14 protein-coding genes are annotated in these 15,879 nt (G+C 34.1%); all 14 read right to left on the minus strand.

What is annotated here, in order from left to right:
* Positions 1–2 precede the first annotated feature (2 nt).
* The gene (locus DPX34_RS05650) at positions 3–1,163 is read right to left on the minus strand and encodes a hypothetical protein (RefSeq protein ID WP_111977431.1); all 1,161 of its coding nucleotides are present in this window, start codon (positions 1,161–1,163) and stop codon (positions 3–5) included.
* Between the two features lie 34 nt (positions 1,164–1,197).
* Positions 1,198–2,307 carry a glycosyltransferase family 4 protein gene (locus DPX34_RS05655; protein WP_111977432.1) on the minus strand — a complete coding sequence of 370 codons (1,110 nt, stop codon included), beginning with the start codon at positions 2,305–2,307 and terminating at the stop codon, positions 1,198–1,200.
* 1 nt (position 2,308) lies between these two features.
* A complete protein-coding gene (locus tag DPX34_RS05660; RefSeq protein ID WP_111977433.1) occupies positions 2,309–2,875 on the minus strand; it encodes an LbetaH domain-containing protein in 567 nt (188 codons plus the stop codon).
* The gene (locus tag DPX34_RS05665) at positions 2,865–3,872 is read right to left on the minus strand and encodes an O-antigen ligase family protein (RefSeq protein WP_232824669.1); all 1,008 of its coding nucleotides are present in this window, start codon (positions 3,870–3,872) and stop codon (positions 2,865–2,867) included. The genes DPX34_RS05660 and DPX34_RS05665 overlap by 11 nt, the downstream gene beginning before the upstream one ends.
* Positions 3,873–4,165: 293 nt before the next feature.
* The gene (locus tag DPX34_RS05670) at positions 4,166–5,293 is read right to left on the minus strand and encodes a glycosyltransferase (RefSeq protein ID WP_111977435.1); all 1,128 of its coding nucleotides are present in this window, start codon (positions 5,291–5,293) and stop codon (positions 4,166–4,168) included.
* Positions 5,294–5,357: 64 nt separating this feature from the next.
* Positions 5,358–6,356: an NAD-dependent epimerase gene (locus DPX34_RS05675; RefSeq protein ID WP_111977436.1), complete on the minus strand. Its 999-nt coding sequence runs from the start codon at positions 6,354–6,356 to the stop codon at positions 5,358–5,360.
* Between the two features lie 193 nt (positions 6,357–6,549).
* Complete coding sequence (locus DPX34_RS05680; RefSeq protein ID WP_111977437.1) at positions 6,550–6,750, minus strand: hypothetical protein; 201 nt, start codon at positions 6,748–6,750, stop codon at positions 6,550–6,552.
* 417 nt (positions 6,751–7,167) lie between these two features.
* On the minus strand, positions 7,168–8,010 hold the full coding sequence (locus DPX34_RS05685; protein WP_111977438.1) for a glycosyltransferase family protein: 843 nt from the start codon (positions 8,008–8,010) through the stop codon (positions 7,168–7,170).
* Positions 8,011–8,058: 48 nt separating this feature from the next.
* A complete protein-coding gene (locus tag DPX34_RS05690; RefSeq protein ID WP_111977439.1) occupies positions 8,059–9,489 on the minus strand; it encodes a lipopolysaccharide biosynthesis protein in 1,431 nt (476 codons plus the stop codon).
* A 457-nt stretch (positions 9,490–9,946) separates the two neighbouring features.
* On the minus strand, positions 9,947–10,657 hold the full coding sequence (locus tag DPX34_RS05695) for a GDP-mannose 4,6-dehydratase (protein WP_332872821.1): 711 nt from the start codon (positions 10,655–10,657) through the stop codon (positions 9,947–9,949).
* A gap of 90 nt (positions 10,658–10,747) precedes the next feature.
* A complete protein-coding gene (locus tag DPX34_RS05700; protein ID WP_111977440.1) occupies positions 10,748–11,770 on the minus strand; it encodes an NAD-dependent epimerase in 1,023 nt (340 codons plus the stop codon).
* Complete coding sequence (locus DPX34_RS05705; RefSeq protein ID WP_157964629.1) at positions 11,767–12,738, minus strand: O-antigen ligase family protein; 972 nt, start codon at positions 12,736–12,738, stop codon at positions 11,767–11,769. Before DPX34_RS05705 ends, DPX34_RS05700 begins: the two co-directional genes overlap by 4 nt.
* Before the next feature lie 411 nt (positions 12,739–13,149).
* The gene (locus DPX34_RS05710) at positions 13,150–13,716 is read right to left on the minus strand and encodes a hypothetical protein (protein ID WP_111977442.1); all 567 of its coding nucleotides are present in this window, start codon (positions 13,714–13,716) and stop codon (positions 13,150–13,152) included.
* Between the two features lie 160 nt (positions 13,717–13,876).
* Positions 13,877–15,850 carry an EAL domain-containing protein gene (locus DPX34_RS05715; protein WP_111977443.1) on the minus strand — a complete coding sequence of 658 codons (1,974 nt, stop codon included), beginning with the start codon at positions 15,848–15,850 and terminating at the stop codon, positions 13,877–13,879.
* Positions 15,851–15,879 lie beyond the last annotated feature (29 nt).

Genomic DNA, 15,879 nt, shown 5'->3' on the forward strand with positions numbered 1-15,879 from the left:
TATTATAATATTTCATTTATACATTTATCCTTCCCAGTAATTAATTTAGAAAGCGGATTGTCTACTAAATCTAGTTTAGGCGGTTCTCTATCCAATGTAGTTTGACACTTTATAAATGAGGATTGAAACTGACTCTTTTCAATTTTTAGTTTTTGAACTTGGAAGCCTGCTGACACAAGAGTCACGTAATAATCAAACCTACCTACAAGTTCACAATTGAAGCAACTATAATCATTATAAGTCCATAATTTAAAAGCATAACGTGTTGCTTCTCCCCCAATAGACACAATATTTTTCAAAATCACATGTTCGGCTTTTAAGTCAAAATTTCCATCTCTGCTATTTTGTACCGTTACGTTTTCAAATGTTAAGTTTTTTGGAGTTCCACCTTTGTTATCTGCTTCAATTCCATCACCTTGTTGATATGACTTTTCACAATTACCAATATTATTTTCAATATGTGCATGGCTAACTTTTATATTATAAGCGCTATTATAGATTTGAATCCCCCCCTTAAAGCAGTGATTATTAGCAAAATCATGATCCCCATTAATATGTAAGTCAGATAACATGAAATTGTGAGTATTTTTACCACTAATACGAATTGCAACTCGATAATAACCGACAACCTTAACTTTTCGTATATCCCAATCATAAGCAAAAGAGTTGAGATTACGATCAACTACAATACAACTGTGAACATTTTGGGCTTTCAAATTATAAATAATGACATGATTGACATTGCTATTTTTGGCAACTGAAATACATGAACCAACATTTGAAAAGTTTAAATTTTGTAATTTGATATTCCCTCTATGTAGAACAAAAGTTTTAAGCACTTTATTTGGTTTACTAAAATCAAAACTCCCAGTAAGAATCAATCCATCCTCACCATTAATTTCAACCTTAGTTTTCCCCCTTATATTTATTGGCTTATCAACGGTATAATTACCTTTAGTAAGGAGATATTTACCCGACAACTTTCCTTTTTCCGCCAAAATTATAAACTCAGACCAACTAAGAGAGTTACCAGTTAAAGGTGTATTGTTTGGATAAACCCTATATGTAGTATTTAAATTATCAGTTGTACTACAACTAAATATAAAGCTACTAATAGAAATAAGAAATATTAAAACCTTAACTGTATACAAATCATGTTTCATTTATTTCACCAAATAAATACGAGCAGATTTCTGTTTACAAGTGCTTATTTATTAATACCCAAAATAGGTTAGACGTAGTAACCCAAGAATAATTTTCTTCTGCAATGCAGCCTAATTTATTCCCTAATTTTTCACAGAACGCTTTATCTATTGCTAGTATTTTCAACTTTTTAGATAAATCATCTAGATCATCTCTTTTAAACAAAGCATCATCCAGTAGAACTACATCTCTGTTCTCTGGTATATCAGCAACAAGAGTTGCTTTATTATTTGCCATCGCAGAAAGGATACTATTTGACATTCCCTCAAGAACAGAAGGTAATATAAATGCTCTACAATTTTGCATTAAAGGATCTAAATGTTCGCTAGTGATGTGGCCTAAAAATATAACTGACTCACATTGATATTCCTTAAGTTGGCGTTCATACTCCGGATCTTTAACATTCCCACCAGCAATAACTAAAGGAATTCTCTCGGAATCGGAGAGATTTGAATGAGCTTCTAAAAGTAAATGTAACCTTTTAACAGGGTCTAACCTAGCAGCAAATAAAAAATACCCATTTTTTCTGATATCGTTTTCCACCAATATATCTTCATTAGCACTAGTAGATTTTTTGGAACCATTTGGAACAAAGTGAGCATCAGGCCTAAATTTTTTGTATATCGTAACCATTTCTTTACTATTTGCAGTAAATTCATTAGAAAATCGCCATGAACAATACTCTCCAAGTTTTAAAATGTTTCTACTAACCATCCCCCATTTATCACGAGCGCTATCAATAGCACGCAAACTGGTAATTACTTTTATACCGGCAACACGTATAAGAGGGGTAAAAACACATGGACCAGATGCGAATAATACAACAACCTTAGGTCTGCGAATAAGTATTGCATGTAATACACAAAGTAAAATAAATCCATGTTGACCAAACACTTTATAAAAAATATTTAGTATATTAGTTGTTCTAACATTTTTAGGTAATTTAAAAGTATTATCTGAAGTGCCCTTTACCCCATAGACATTAATATTTATTTTTGTCTGTTTACTCATTTCAAGAACAATTTCTCTTGTCGCATTCTCAACACCTCCATAGTTGGCAAAAATTCCACGCCCACCTATAAATGACACATCACATACAGCCATATTAGTCCTTAACTTTTAATCCATAATTTACAATCATTTCATCAGTCACTGTTTTCACAGCAACTGCAGGAACACCAACAACAACCTGGTTTATGGGCATTGATTTTGTTACAACGCTGTTTGCTCCTATAATGCAATGACTACCAATGATAACCTTACCAAACATCTTCACACCAGGTGCTATATATACAGATTCTCCTACTTCAGGCACTTGTAACTTAGATTGAGGGTGCCTCCCAATCACGACCCCAACATTTATTACACTATAATTTCCAACTCGAGCTTTAGAGTTAATAACAATCGTGCCGTAATGCGGTAGGTAAACTCCTTTGCCTATAGTATTTATTGGAATCGAAAAACTTAATCGCTGAGATAACCTTAGAAATAAAAACTTAAGTATAAAATAAATAGGAAAGAAAAGAGCTTTACCTTGCATGAACTCTAACGCCCTTAAATACCAATGAAAACGAGTTATGGAATCTGTGAAGAAATAATACAAACTTAATGTTTGCCCTCTTGCTTCGACGTCTGCGGTAATATATTCAAAAAATCTTTTTTTATTTGACAATATAATTCCCTCTATGAAGATGATGCTCAGTAGTTCCTAATATCACGGCGAGAAGTATAATTCCTTCAATCTGCCATAAAGGCATCGTGCCTAAGTTTAGAACCAAAAATGAACTAAATATGCCTATTAGCGAATATCGAACTCCGCTAGATTTAACCGTCATTATTCTTCGATATAATCCCAAAATTAATATACTAAACAAAGTTAAACCCAAAATACCTAACTCATATAAAAATGAAACGAATGTGTTGTGGGCATACTTTTCAAAGGAAGCTTTCCAGGAATCCATTCCTCTCCCTAATATAAGTTGTATATTTGTTCCAGATAGGTACTCTGCAATATAATTACTCCACATATAAATTCTTCCTGAAAAAAGCCTCTTTTCATCTTTCGTATAATTCTCTGGGTAATCAAATAAATTTGCTGATTGCCCTATTGCTTGAGGTATTTCCTGGAACCTTTCTAAGGTATTTGATGGCCCAGCTAAACTAATTATCAAACATAAAATAACCCCTGTAAAAATTGTAACGTGCTTAGTTACGAAGTTTGTATTTAAAAAAATAATATAAAGTAGTGATGCACTCAGTAATAATGAAGCTAAAACAGTAGTTCTGTAATTAATTAAAATTAAAAGTAGTGAAAAAACAGCAAAAATTTTAAACTTATTACTATTGCTTTTCTTTTCGCTTTCTAATAGCGAATATACAGCCATTCCACCTATTATGATTACCGAAGCAACAGCCTCATGAAAATAACCGCCTACATAACTTACTGAACCATCTCCTTCTGTAGCTTTGTAAACACGCAGAATGAAGGATAAGAAAACGAGTATGATGGTATATGTATAAGCGATTGAGAATACTTTTACAACTTTATAAAAACCATCATAATCTGTCGCTTTTAAAATTAAAGCAGCTAATTGAATTAAGAATATCCATTTAAAAATTGAAGCTACAGCCAAGGCTTGATTGTGGTTAATTATCGAACTTACCACCATCAACACAATAATCAACTTTACGCAAATTAAATACCTAGTGAAAATAAAAGGTATCTTCTTCAAATACATAACTAATGCTGAGATCAATACCATCAATATTGAGTACAGAGAAATTATAGAAAATGGCCCAATCACTTTAGGGTATGTAAATTGATGAAAAGCCCCGAAAACCAGTCTTATAAATATTAACCAAAATATAAACTTTAGGACTTGAGAACACTTATTAACAGCCATCCATTTATAGGCGTAAATAGCTATAAAAAGAAATAACAACAATTTACAGAAAAGTAACATTACCGATTCTCATTTACTTCTTTTAATATTTCAGTAAATTTAGAATAAAATATTTCTCGACTAAAGTCTTTTGCACGTAATAAACTCATATTAGAATAATAATGAACCAATTTTTCTGACTCGAAGTATTGGTCTAATCCAGCAGTCAATCCATCTAAATCACCAGGACTATATATTAATCCATACTTAGCATGTATCACTTTACTTTTCGGAATATCTCTATCGAGTCCCAAGATTTCTTTTGGTCCATCAGTACAATTTGAAGCTAATATTGGCTTTGAAAGAGCCATAGATTCAACAACAGCATTTGGAAACCCTTCCAAGTAAGATGATAAAACAAAAAACTCTGCATTTTTGATAAACGTACCAGGATTCTCCTGGAACCCACAAAACTCAACTCTCTCCATAACACCATACTTAATAGCCATGTCCTTTAAAGACTCTAATTCAGGCCCTTGACCAAGGATCTTAAGATCATATGTCACTTTTGATTTAGAGAATGCCATAATTAAATCAGCAAAACCCTTGGTTTTAACTAACCTACCAATTGCAATTATATATCGATTACTGTTACTTACACGACTAGGCTCATTTGAGCGGGTAATTAGTTCATCGATATTATATGGGTTATTAAGGTATTTAATTTTTTTAGGCTCGATTTGATAGTCGTTTATAAGGCAATTACCAACCCCGTTAGAAACAACGACTATAGCATCTGCTTTGCTAAATATTACTTTGACTATTTTTTTCTTTATTTTTTGAAATCGTCCTTGAATTCGTCCATTAGTATTGCTTCTCTCACTTAAAATACACTTATATTTAAATAAAATACTAGCAATGGCATTAAAATGATTTGACCGAAATAAAAAGCTGAATATAAATTCAGGCTTTAGTTTCCATACTAGAATTAAGAACTTAACAAGTTGACCAGTTTTGCCATAAGAATTACCCAAGCGATGAACATTAATATTAGTAGGTAGCTCATATGCCTCTTCAAAATTATCTAATATCACCACATCAAACTCATAACTTTTAGCTTTGTCGCTTTTTATTAATGACATTAAAGTAACAAACACTTTTTCAGCCCCACCTCCCTCAAGTGAATTAATGACAAATAATCCTTTCAAAATTTCCCCCTCAAATTAATGTATAGTTAAATTCTTACTGATATGATACAGAACTACATGCATTCTATTTATAATAATTTTTAAACCAAACAACAAATTGCTGCATACCATATTCAATACCGGTATCTGGTTTAAAGCCCACTTCATCTTTTAAACTGTCAATATCAGCAAATGTAGCGGGTACATCACCTTGCTGCATCGGCATAAAGTTCTTTTTCGCCTCGATGCCCGACGCCTTTTCAATGGCCTCGATAAAGTTCAATAATGGAATGGGTTCATTATTACCAATATTAAATATTTTGTAAGGAGCCTTACTTGATGCTGGTGATGTGTTTTTGTTGTCGGCATTGTGTACTGGCACTACATCTTGAATACGTATTATGCCTTCAACAATGTCGTCAATATAGGTAAAGTCTCGTTTCATTTTACCGTTATTAAAGACCTTAATCTCACGGTCATTTAATATGGCATCAGTAAAGAGAAATGGTGCCATATCCGGACGACCCCATGGGCCATATACCGTAAAAAAGCGTAAACCTGTAGTTGGTAAATCATATAAATAGCTATAGCTGTGTGCCATTAATTCATTTGATTTTTTAGTAGCTGCATAAAGTGATACAGGATGATCAGCAGCATCTTCTGTTGAAAATGGCAATTTTTCATTCATGCCATATACAGAGCTTGATGATGCATAAACTAAATGTTCAACCTTATTATGACGACAACCTTCTAATATAGTCGCCATACCAACTAAGTTAGAGTCAATATAAGCTAGTGGGTTTTCAATTGAGTAACGAACACCCGCTTGGGCTGCTAAGTGGATAACGCGATCGAATTTTTCTTTCTCAAAAAGTGAGGCAATACCTTCTCTATCAGCTAAATCTAACTTCACAAAAGTAAAGTTAGTAAATTTATCTAGTCGTTTTAGGCGTGCTATTTTTAGGTTGGGGTCGTAATAATCGTTTAAATTATCAAGGCCAACTACGTCATATCCTGCATCAGATAGTTTTTCAGAAACGAAATTACCAATAAACCCTGCTGCACCTGTTACTAAAAACTTCACTTTATCACCCTTTCATATCAATCTATTCAATATAGTTAATTTTTTGCATTTATTAATCACTACCAAACAAGTCACGCGTATAAACCTTGTCCAGTACATTTTCTACATTTACTGTTCACTACAATCAAATACATCTGAGGTAACTGTGAATTCATTTAAGTCTTTTAAATGGAAGAATTAATTTTATTTTATTTCAGGGCTCAAATAAAACCACTTCAATACCTTTGACTTTAATACGCTTCATAATACCTTGTATGGCTGAGGGTCTAAAATGTTCTGAGCCTGTTTTAATAATGAGGCTATAAACACCAACCACTTTCGGTTTCTTCTTAACAATGCCGTCAGCAACAAAGTTTTTACAGGTGGTGTTAGAGTCAATAATCGCCCTTTTCATGTTATTGGTAACGTTTTGATAGTTGGCTAATAGTTGCTTGGTGTCTTTTGGTAAAGAGTAACCCCCGTGACAAGATGAAGGATTGTGAGCATGGCTAACAATACGTTGGACTAAGCAAACCCTTTCAAATTACAGATCTAACTTATCGGTCCTATTTACGACTTTCCCCAAATTACTAGTGAAGTCAACAGATTAAGCTACTAACCCCGCCCGTCACTAGCTGAAGTAGAAAAAGAATTATTTATATATAATTCGCAATCATGTTGTAACACCAACTATATTGCTCTATATAATATACTGTATTCTATTAGTGCATAATTTGTTATCTAGTTCGCTTAGAATACAGAATCTTTCACAATTTAACATAAAAAACTTTTATTCTGCAAAGCATTAAAAAGTTAAAAGCGACTTATTCTTTCAGTTATTCCTGTAATGTATCCCCGTCAAAAATGCTTTAATTACAGTTCCAAAATTAACCTTCGCCATCCGCCTGAGAATATATATTTTGATAAAAACCTTGAATAATTTAAATACCGCCGTTGGTAATGGGAAATAGTACCTAAGCGTTAAGCCTAAATCATAACTTCGTTCCAAACGTCTAAATCTAGTTATTTTTACATCTTCTTCTGCCAATCGAGATAGACTGTGTTCAAACCCAGGTATAACCTTTATTTTATCGGTTAATTTACAATCAAACAATCTTCGACAGAAAGTAAAATCTACACCATATAAGTAAAATCGTTCATCAAAAATATCACTGTAATTTTCTTTTAGAGTATTTGTAATATGCTCACCAATAACTAAACCACTGCCAATTCCTAATACCAAGTTTTTAGAATTAAATGTAGAGTATTCGATATAAGGTATGTAGTCGATGGTTGGAGATCGGACAATCCCAGCAGAAGTAATTTTCGGCATAGCCACCTCTGCAGCCCCACACTTTAATACTGCTAATAGATATTCATCATTTAGCTCAGAATCATCATCTAGAATAATATATTTATCAGCTTGATTCATTGCTATAAATCTATTGTATATAACAGCTAACGACTCATTATGTAATGTTTCCTTTATTTCTACATCATAACCAAGTGCTTCAAATTGCAGACAATCTCTATTTGCTAATTTTTTAGGACCATTATTCCATATAACAAGCTTGATAGAAGGGCATTGTTTGCTTAACTTTATTAAAGAATTTAAAGTCCCACTGTCAACTATTTCTTTATTGTAAAGTAACACTAGCATGGCTGTTTGAAACATAAATTTTCCTTTGCAAATTTAATTTAAGGTAATATATACACTAGGGTGTCACGAATTTTGTAGTATTTTCTTTAAGGGCGTGTAGAATATGAAAATTGACATAAACCCAACTAAAATATTAACAAGTAAATCTAGCCATACAGAAAGTGAATAACGTGTAATAAAGCCAATATTTATCACGCAATATAAAATAGAAGGCAATAGAACTACACACACAACTTTTAGCAATCCGAAATAAAATTCTTTAGGGTTAGTACCAAAGCAATATTTAAAAAGAGTAAAGTATGTTTGAAAGAAATTTATAGAAAACCCTATTACTAACGCAAAAGCTACATATTCCATCTCACCAAGCACGATACCAATCACAATTCCCGTTACATTAACAAAAGCAGATATAGCACCTGATACAAATAAAACGTGTGGTTTATTCATAACTTGGAAGAAAGCTCCTGATGATGACGATACTGCTTGTATTGGAATCATTAGTGAAAATATTTTTATTAATGGTATAACCCCTACCCATTGTTTACCAAAAAGGCCTATAACGATATTTTCAGCATTTAAATATATAAAAATACTTATTGGTATTGATATCGCTAACAGTTTACAGGTTAAACTATTATGCTCTTTGATAACTTTGTCTTTATTGTTACGCACTTTTGTCAAGACAGGCTGTATTGCCGGTGCCATTGCAAATGTTGTAACCATTAGTGGATATCGCATTAACTGATATGACTTTTCATATACCCCAACAAAGCTCATTCCAAAGTATTTTGCTATTAGAATATTATCTAGATTTCTAGAGAAGAAATTAATGACATTGAAGCCAAATTGATATAAGGAAAAAGCAAGTATTGACTTGATGTGATATAGTTCTGAGCCAAAATTAGCCCTACCCAGCTCTGTATTTGAAGATACACACCAGATAAATACAAACTTAACAATTGCTTGAATTGCAGGCCGTATAGCTAAAGCTAAAACACCAAAATTTTGTAAATATAAAGAATAGACAAAGGCTAGCGCGATACACTCAGCCAACGCATTGATTGAGGCTAGTTTTAAAAATTTTGTATCTTTATTTAACGCTGTTGTCGGTACAATGCTCAGAGAGTTAAATAATATAGCAACGCATACTAAAATAGCTATTTGCTGATATTCATACTCACCATAGAAACTATTTAACGAGTATGAGAAGAAGAAAAATAATACAGCAAGAATTCCGCCCATGATTGCTGTTACTGTAAATATACCATCTCGTTTTTTACTTTCAAATTCATCTTCATTAATAATCGCAGGCCCTATTCCAACATTAGCAATCATTTGAAAAAACAGAACAAACACTTGAATTGATGCAATAATCCCGAATTCTTCTGGTGAAAACAAACGGGCGTAAATAATTAACGCTAAAAATTGGACTATGTATACTGATAATTGGCCTGAAACACTTTTGATAATTGCTTTATTTAATTTACTAGGCACATAACCCCCCTATGTTTTTATTTATCACACTTTACTTCCTTACCATCAATTATTAAGCTCATATATTATTGCTTAACAATATCCAAACTATAAAGTAGCCTACTGTAAAAATTCATGAGCGCACCATTTTGAATTGAGTTTGTACGTGCAATATTGTTAACATGTTTAACGAACTATGAGCGGTTCCTTTCTGTTATATCAATTTATTCATCATTGTACAATGTAGCTTACGCCAGTGAACTGTCTTCCCCCAGTAACTGTTTCTGCGGTTGATTTAACTTGTAGAATCGGCCATGACTATTTACCTCCTATACGTTTAAATTGATATTCGCCACTTAACACTCGCGCACAACAGTTTTACGATTCCCCGTATCAAAAATTTCTTCGGGCCCCAGGCAAACACTCTATCGGTTTTTCAGCGTCAATAGCATAACGTACATCATGACCAAGAAGATCTTTAACAAAGTACACGAGTATGATCTTCTAAATATAACCAATCGCGGATCTGATTACCATCACCGTATATTGGTAAAGGCTTCGCATCTAAAGTATTTAAGATAACATGCGGGATCAATTTTTCAGGTAAGTGGTAAGGTCCATAGTTATTTGAACAACTAGTAACAACGGTAGGTAAACCATAGGTTCTCTGCCATGAACGTACTAAGTGTTCGCTTGTTGCTTTAGAAGCAGAATAAAGCAAACTAGGTTCATAAAAGGTTGTTTCAGTAAAAAGGTTATCAGTACCTTCTAGATCACCATATACTTCATCAGTACTTATATGATGGAAGTGAAAAGTTGTTTTTTTATCACCAGTAAATTTCAGCCAATGTTTACGAGGCGCCTCTAATGAGGTGAAAATCCCCATAATATTAGTTTGCATAAAAGCAGCAAGTCCATCTGTAGACCTATCAACGTGCGATTTTGCCGCTAGGTGCATTAACGCATCCGGTTGGAACTTAACAAAAGTATCTTCCATTGCTTTAGCATCACAGATTTCAACCTGCACAAAGTGATGTTGTACACTTTTATCAATTAAAGACAAAGATTCCGTATTACCTGCATAAGTTAAACAGACTACATTAATCACCGATTCCGTAGTGCTTTTGATGATATGACGAATTACAGCACTATCGACAAAGCCATCGCCGCCAGTTATTAAAATTATCATTTAATTATATCTTCTGATGTAATTAAATGATTTTAACAATTGTTGTGCCATGATTTTCTTATACTTTTAAAATTATTATTTATTTGATTGTTAAGTATGACTAACTCCCTTCGACTTCTGATAGTATCTTTTAAACCAATTGACGAATTTCTGCATACCAACTTCAATTTTTGTTTCAGGTTTAAAACCAACTTCTTTTTGCAAACTATCAATATCAGCAAATGTTGCTGGCACATCACCCGGTTGCATTGGCATAAAGTTCTTTTTCGCTTCTTTTCCTGCGGCTTTTTCAATAGCTTCAATAAAACTCATAAGTGGAATAGGTTTATTATTACCAATATTAAATATTTTGTAAGGAGCCTTGCTTGATGCTGGTGATGTATTTGGGTTGCCGGCATTGCGGAATGGCACTACATCTTGAATACGGATAATGCCTTCAACAATATCGTCGATATAAGTAAAATCTCGTTTCATTTTACCGTTATTAAACACTTTAATTTCACGGTCGTTTAAGATTGCGTCTGTAAATAAGAAAGGTGCCATATCAGGTCTGCCCCAAGGCCCGTATACCGTAAAAAATCTTAATCCTGTGGTAGGTAAATCATATAAATGGCTATAACTGTGAGCCATTAATTCGTTTGATTTTTTAGTGGCCGCATAAAGCGATACTGGGTGATCTACGGCATCTTCGGTCGAAAATGGCATTTTTTCATTCATACCATATACAGAGCTAGAAGACGCATATACTAAATGCTCAACTTTATTATGGCGACAGCCTTCTAAGATAGTTGCCATTCCGACTAAGTTAGAATCAATATAAGCTAGCGGGTTTTCAATAGAGTAACGAACGCCTGCTTGCGCAGCTAAATGGATAACACGATCAAATTTTTCATCTGCAAAAAGTGCGGCAATACCTTCTCTGTCTGCTAGATCTAACTTAACAAAAGTAAAGTTAGTGAATTTATCTAATCGTTTTAAGCGAGCGAGTTTAAGGTTGGGGTCGTAATAATCGTTTAGGTTATCAAGACCTACTACGTCATGCCCTGAATCACACAGTTGTTCAGAGACAAAATTACCAATAAACCCCGCTGCACCTGTTACTAAAAACTTCATCTATTGAAACTCCTCTGTGTATTATTAATGAAAAACAAAATGGTTATAAGCAATAAAGAAATCGGCATTGCTTGTAACATAAAATCAACAGTTATATGCATCATTAGCGCTATGATGGCCATACAACCTGTAAAATAGATAAACCGCTTATCTTTTTTCACATTCATCAAACTCGACAATAAAAATAGTACTAACATAACAAACATTAATACAGAGGGTGCAATACCAAACTCCACCAAAAACTGTAGATATTCATTGTGAGCATGATCGTAATAGCCACCAAAACTATATAGTTGATAACTTTGAAATGTACTACCAAAGGTACCCGCGCCGCTGCCAGTTAACCAATAGTCTTGAATGTAAGGTATTGATGCCGCTACAACATCATCGCGTGTTTCTGATTGAAACGAAGTTGCCTCTAAACGTTCTTTAACTTTATCAACACCAAAGTATGCACCTACAATAGCGATATCTAATATGATTAAACTGGCAACTAACCATTTTAAAGTATTGGGCGGACGCTTCATTAACAGTAATGCTAAACCGCTAGTGACTAAAAGTGAGACAAAAAATGCTGAATTACCCATGCGCGAACGGGTCATAATAAGAGCTATTACCATAATAATGATGGCTATGCGTAAAATCCATTTTTCACTTAACATCGTTTCAATAACGGATGCTAGTCGTGCTTTATTTGTTTTAGCCCTCATACCTTTAAGAGAACCAATCATATAACCAATTGCTACACTTAAGCACAAAACTAAATATCCGGCTAAATGGTTATGGTAAACAAAAGAGCCATTAGCCCTGTCTATAATTTTAAAACCGAGTGGTGAATATTCCCAACCAGAATATTGTAAAAAAATAGCGTAAATAGCTTGGGTTAACCCTGAAGCAATAATTACTTTTATTACTATTTTTTGACGTTGTTTATTATCAATAACCACAGCTAAATTAATAATAAACAAACAAAAGCTGAGACCTTTGATTAATGCGACTTCAGTTGTCGCAGGATCAAGGCTTTGTAAAAAGGATAACTCTGGGTAATAGCTACAGATCCATTGAAAAAACACCCATATTTGTACAAAACTTATTACAGATAATAACAAAAATGACTGTTTGATTCGTTGCAAGATAATATGGTGGTGAAAGCTATAAACAATAAGTAATGAGGTAATAGCAATTAATGCTTCTATCATTCCCCATGCCCAAGGTCGATTAGCACCAAGCGGTATAGGCGAGAACCATAATATAAAACAAGTGAGGTAAAAAGCTAAATTAGTGCTCATAATTCCGTTTAACGTTATGCTCTAAAAATCATACATTTTATAATTTGAGCACTAATTGTTGTATTTACTTAAAATTGCATTTGCTTAAAGTTAGTTTCTAGAAATAGGATCTTGCACTACAGGTACATTAGGCACAGCAGGACCTTGCCCCTGATTAGGGTTAGCCGCATTCGGGTTGGCATTTTGATTGCCCGCTGCATTTTCATTAGCGTTTGGGTTACCTGCAGCTGTCGGCGCTGAAATTTGTGTTGCATCTGCGCCACCCAATATGGCAGCAACAATAGCGGCATCACCATCTACACCGTTTGCAACGGCAATATCGACAATCGCTTGAGCATTTTCAGGTGAGGCAATAACTGCGGCTGAAATGATGGCTTCCGCTTGATCTGGCGCAAGAGATACAACGAGTGAAATTAAACCACTAAGATCATTAGAAGGATAAGCTGCAATAACCGCCGTAATAACCTCTCCCGCTAAATCAGGATCAGCGGCAATAATTTCAGTTATTAATGCATCTAATGCTGTAGGGGTTAAATTTTCACCTGCATTTTGAATAATTTGCTCTACTGATAAGCCAGATGCTAAATCAGAAACGACATCCGCATTTGCGGTTAACGACATTAACGAAAATAGGCTCGCTAGAATAATTTTTTTCATTTGTGTAATTCCCTTTAAGAATAACAATTGAGACAAGGTTAATTTTCCATCAATTGCTAAGCTATATCAATTTATTTATACTCAAATACGCAAATAAATTCCTCTTTTCGTTTATCTGAAATTAATTTCACACAAACACAAACAAATAACAACAAATCTGCTACATAACCAACGTAGGTTTGTCAACAAAATAGCCTTGTGCAGCATCTATATTAAGGTGTTTTAACAATTCAAGTTGCTGCGCACTTTCTACTCTTTGCGCCATTACTGGAATGTTAATACCGTGAGCCATGTTTACAATGGTTGAAATGAGTATTTTATTTTGTTCTAGCTGTTCAACAGTGCCTGTGTAAGCAGAATCAAACTTAACCATATTCGGCTTTATTTGCATTAAATAAGTAAGGGATTGCATACTTGATCCAAATCGGTTTATACAAAATGAACAACCAACTTGTTTTAATTTATCAATTGCTAATATGCTTGAATCGACATTACTTAATACCGCATTCTCAGTCGACTCAACAACAAATGTATTAGCAATACCACTAAACGCTAACAAATCACGAATATTGTTAATCGCTTCGAGATTATATAGCGTTTCTTTTGAAATACTAACGGCTATTTTTCCTTTTTTACCTGCATTTAACAGCCCTATATTTCTAATCACACTATTTAAAATTGCAACGTCTAGTTTAGCCGTTAAACCATAATTACTCGCACTACTAAATATATCAGCCGTGTTGTATTCAACACCCTCAACCACAAAAAAGGCAAATATTTGTTTGTGATAGGTTTCTCTTTTTCCTAGCGAACTCGTAGCTTGTGTTTTTATTTTAATGCAATCTACATGACTTTTTATAATCGTTAAGATGACACTCTTCATTTCTGAAGAAGTTTGAATTAAGTTATTATTCGAACCGGTGTCACTGGGTTTAATAAAGTAACCAGATGTTTCAAAACTGGCATTGTGTGTAGCCATATCTAAGCTATACATGGTGTTTTTTAACGTGCGTGCATGACTAAACTCAACCGCTCCAATGCCAATCCCATACACACCAAAGCTATCCGGTTTTAAAAGCTCAACAGTTTTAAAAGAACTCATCATGTTAGACACACTTTCTTCAAGAATATCTATTTGACGATTAGGCACTACAACGATTAACTCAGATCCCGATGTTCTATATAGCTCAGCTTCTCGTGATTTTTTTAATTCAGTCTTCACAATGCTCGAAATATCGTCAACTAAGCTGTCACCGGCTTCGTATCCGCTCTGTTTATTTACATCTTGCAATACATTAAACCGGATCATGATTAAGTAACCTGTCACATCCGACTCTTTTGACAATAAATCAGTAATACGGTTATTAAATGCTTGTCTGTTTGGTAACCCTGTTTTGCTATCTTCATACGCTGCTTTTTGCGCTTTTTCAGCAAAAACGGTTAACTCGTGAAATGTGCTTTTTACATTAGTTACCATTTGGTTCATCGCAAGTACAAAGGCGCGTAGTTCTTTGGTATGCGGGATATTATCAATCGTATCAAACTGGCGTAAACTAACCGCTTTAGCTTGCTCCGATACCGCTTGGATGGGCTTGTATACTTGTTGTAAAATGATATAGCCAAGTAACAACGCAAATACGAAGATGACCAGAGTGGTGTGAACAGAATCTAATGCACTTTGCCATAATTGCTGGTAGGCCAAGCCTGGATGGGCTTGCACATATAATGCACCGCCTATCGTCCAGCCCGTATCAATCATGGTTTTCATTAAAGGTGCTTCAAGTGGGAATAAATTGATAAACCACGTGGGTACATTTTCTGGTAACTCATTAACTTCACGTTTGTAACGCACACCGCCCTTTGGTTTTTCTAATATTATTTTTTTAAAAAAACCGCGATCAAAAATAGCGTTTATTGAAGCATGAATCGAGTATTCATCTTCTTCTATAATTAAATCGCCTAATGAAAGGCCCAGGCTTGTTGCCGTGTCTTGCGCATGTGCTTCTAATTGCTGAGCAATAAAGGTTCGTGTGTTGTTTACATTGATCCACACACTGCCTAAAAATGTTAAACTGAGTACAAACAAAATGACAAAATTAAGCTGATTTCGAAGACTCGTTTTTCTTATATCCATAATTTTTGTCGACTAAAATCGACCCTATA

The organism is Algibacillus agarilyticus (assembly GCF_003286125.1).
In the GTDB taxonomy this organism is placed as follows: domain Bacteria; phylum Pseudomonadota; class Gammaproteobacteria; order Enterobacterales; family Alteromonadaceae; genus Algibacillus; species Algibacillus agarilyticus.

What these genes read in the sequence shown, in the direction of transcription:
- DPX34_RS05680 (WP_111977437.1), bottom strand. Translation starts at nt 6,750, where the DNA reads ATGAAAAGGGCGATTATTGACTCTAACACCACCTGTAAAAACTTTGTT.
- DPX34_RS05710 (WP_111977442.1), bottom strand. Translation starts at nt 13,716, where the DNA reads ATGAAAAAAATTATTCTAGCGAGCCTATTTTCGTTAATGTCGTTAACC.
- DPX34_RS05650 (WP_111977431.1), bottom strand. Translation starts at nt 1,163, where the DNA reads ATGAAACATGATTTGTATACAGTTAAGGTTTTAATATTTCTTATTTCT.
- DPX34_RS05655 (WP_111977432.1), bottom strand. Translation starts at nt 2,307, where the DNA reads ATGGCTGTATGTGATGTGTCATTTATAGGTGGGCGTGGAATTTTTGCC.
- DPX34_RS05700 (WP_111977440.1), bottom strand. Translation starts at nt 11,770, where the DNA reads ATGAAGTTTTTAGTAACAGGTGCAGCGGGGTTTATTGGTAATTTTGTC.
- DPX34_RS05695 (WP_332872821.1), bottom strand. Translation starts at nt 10,657, where the DNA reads ATGATAATTTTAATAACTGGCGGCGATGGCTTTGTCGATAGTGCTGTA.
- DPX34_RS05685 (WP_111977438.1), bottom strand. Translation starts at nt 8,010, where the DNA reads ATGTTTCAAACAGCCATGCTAGTGTTACTTTACAATAAAGAAATAGTT.
- DPX34_RS05665 (WP_232824669.1), bottom strand. Translation starts at nt 3,872, where the DNA reads ATGGTGGTAAGTTCGATAATTAACCACAATCAAGCCTTGGCTGTAGCT.
- DPX34_RS05715 (WP_111977443.1), bottom strand. Translation starts at nt 15,850, where the DNA reads ATGGATATAAGAAAAACGAGTCTTCGAAATCAGCTTAATTTTGTCATT.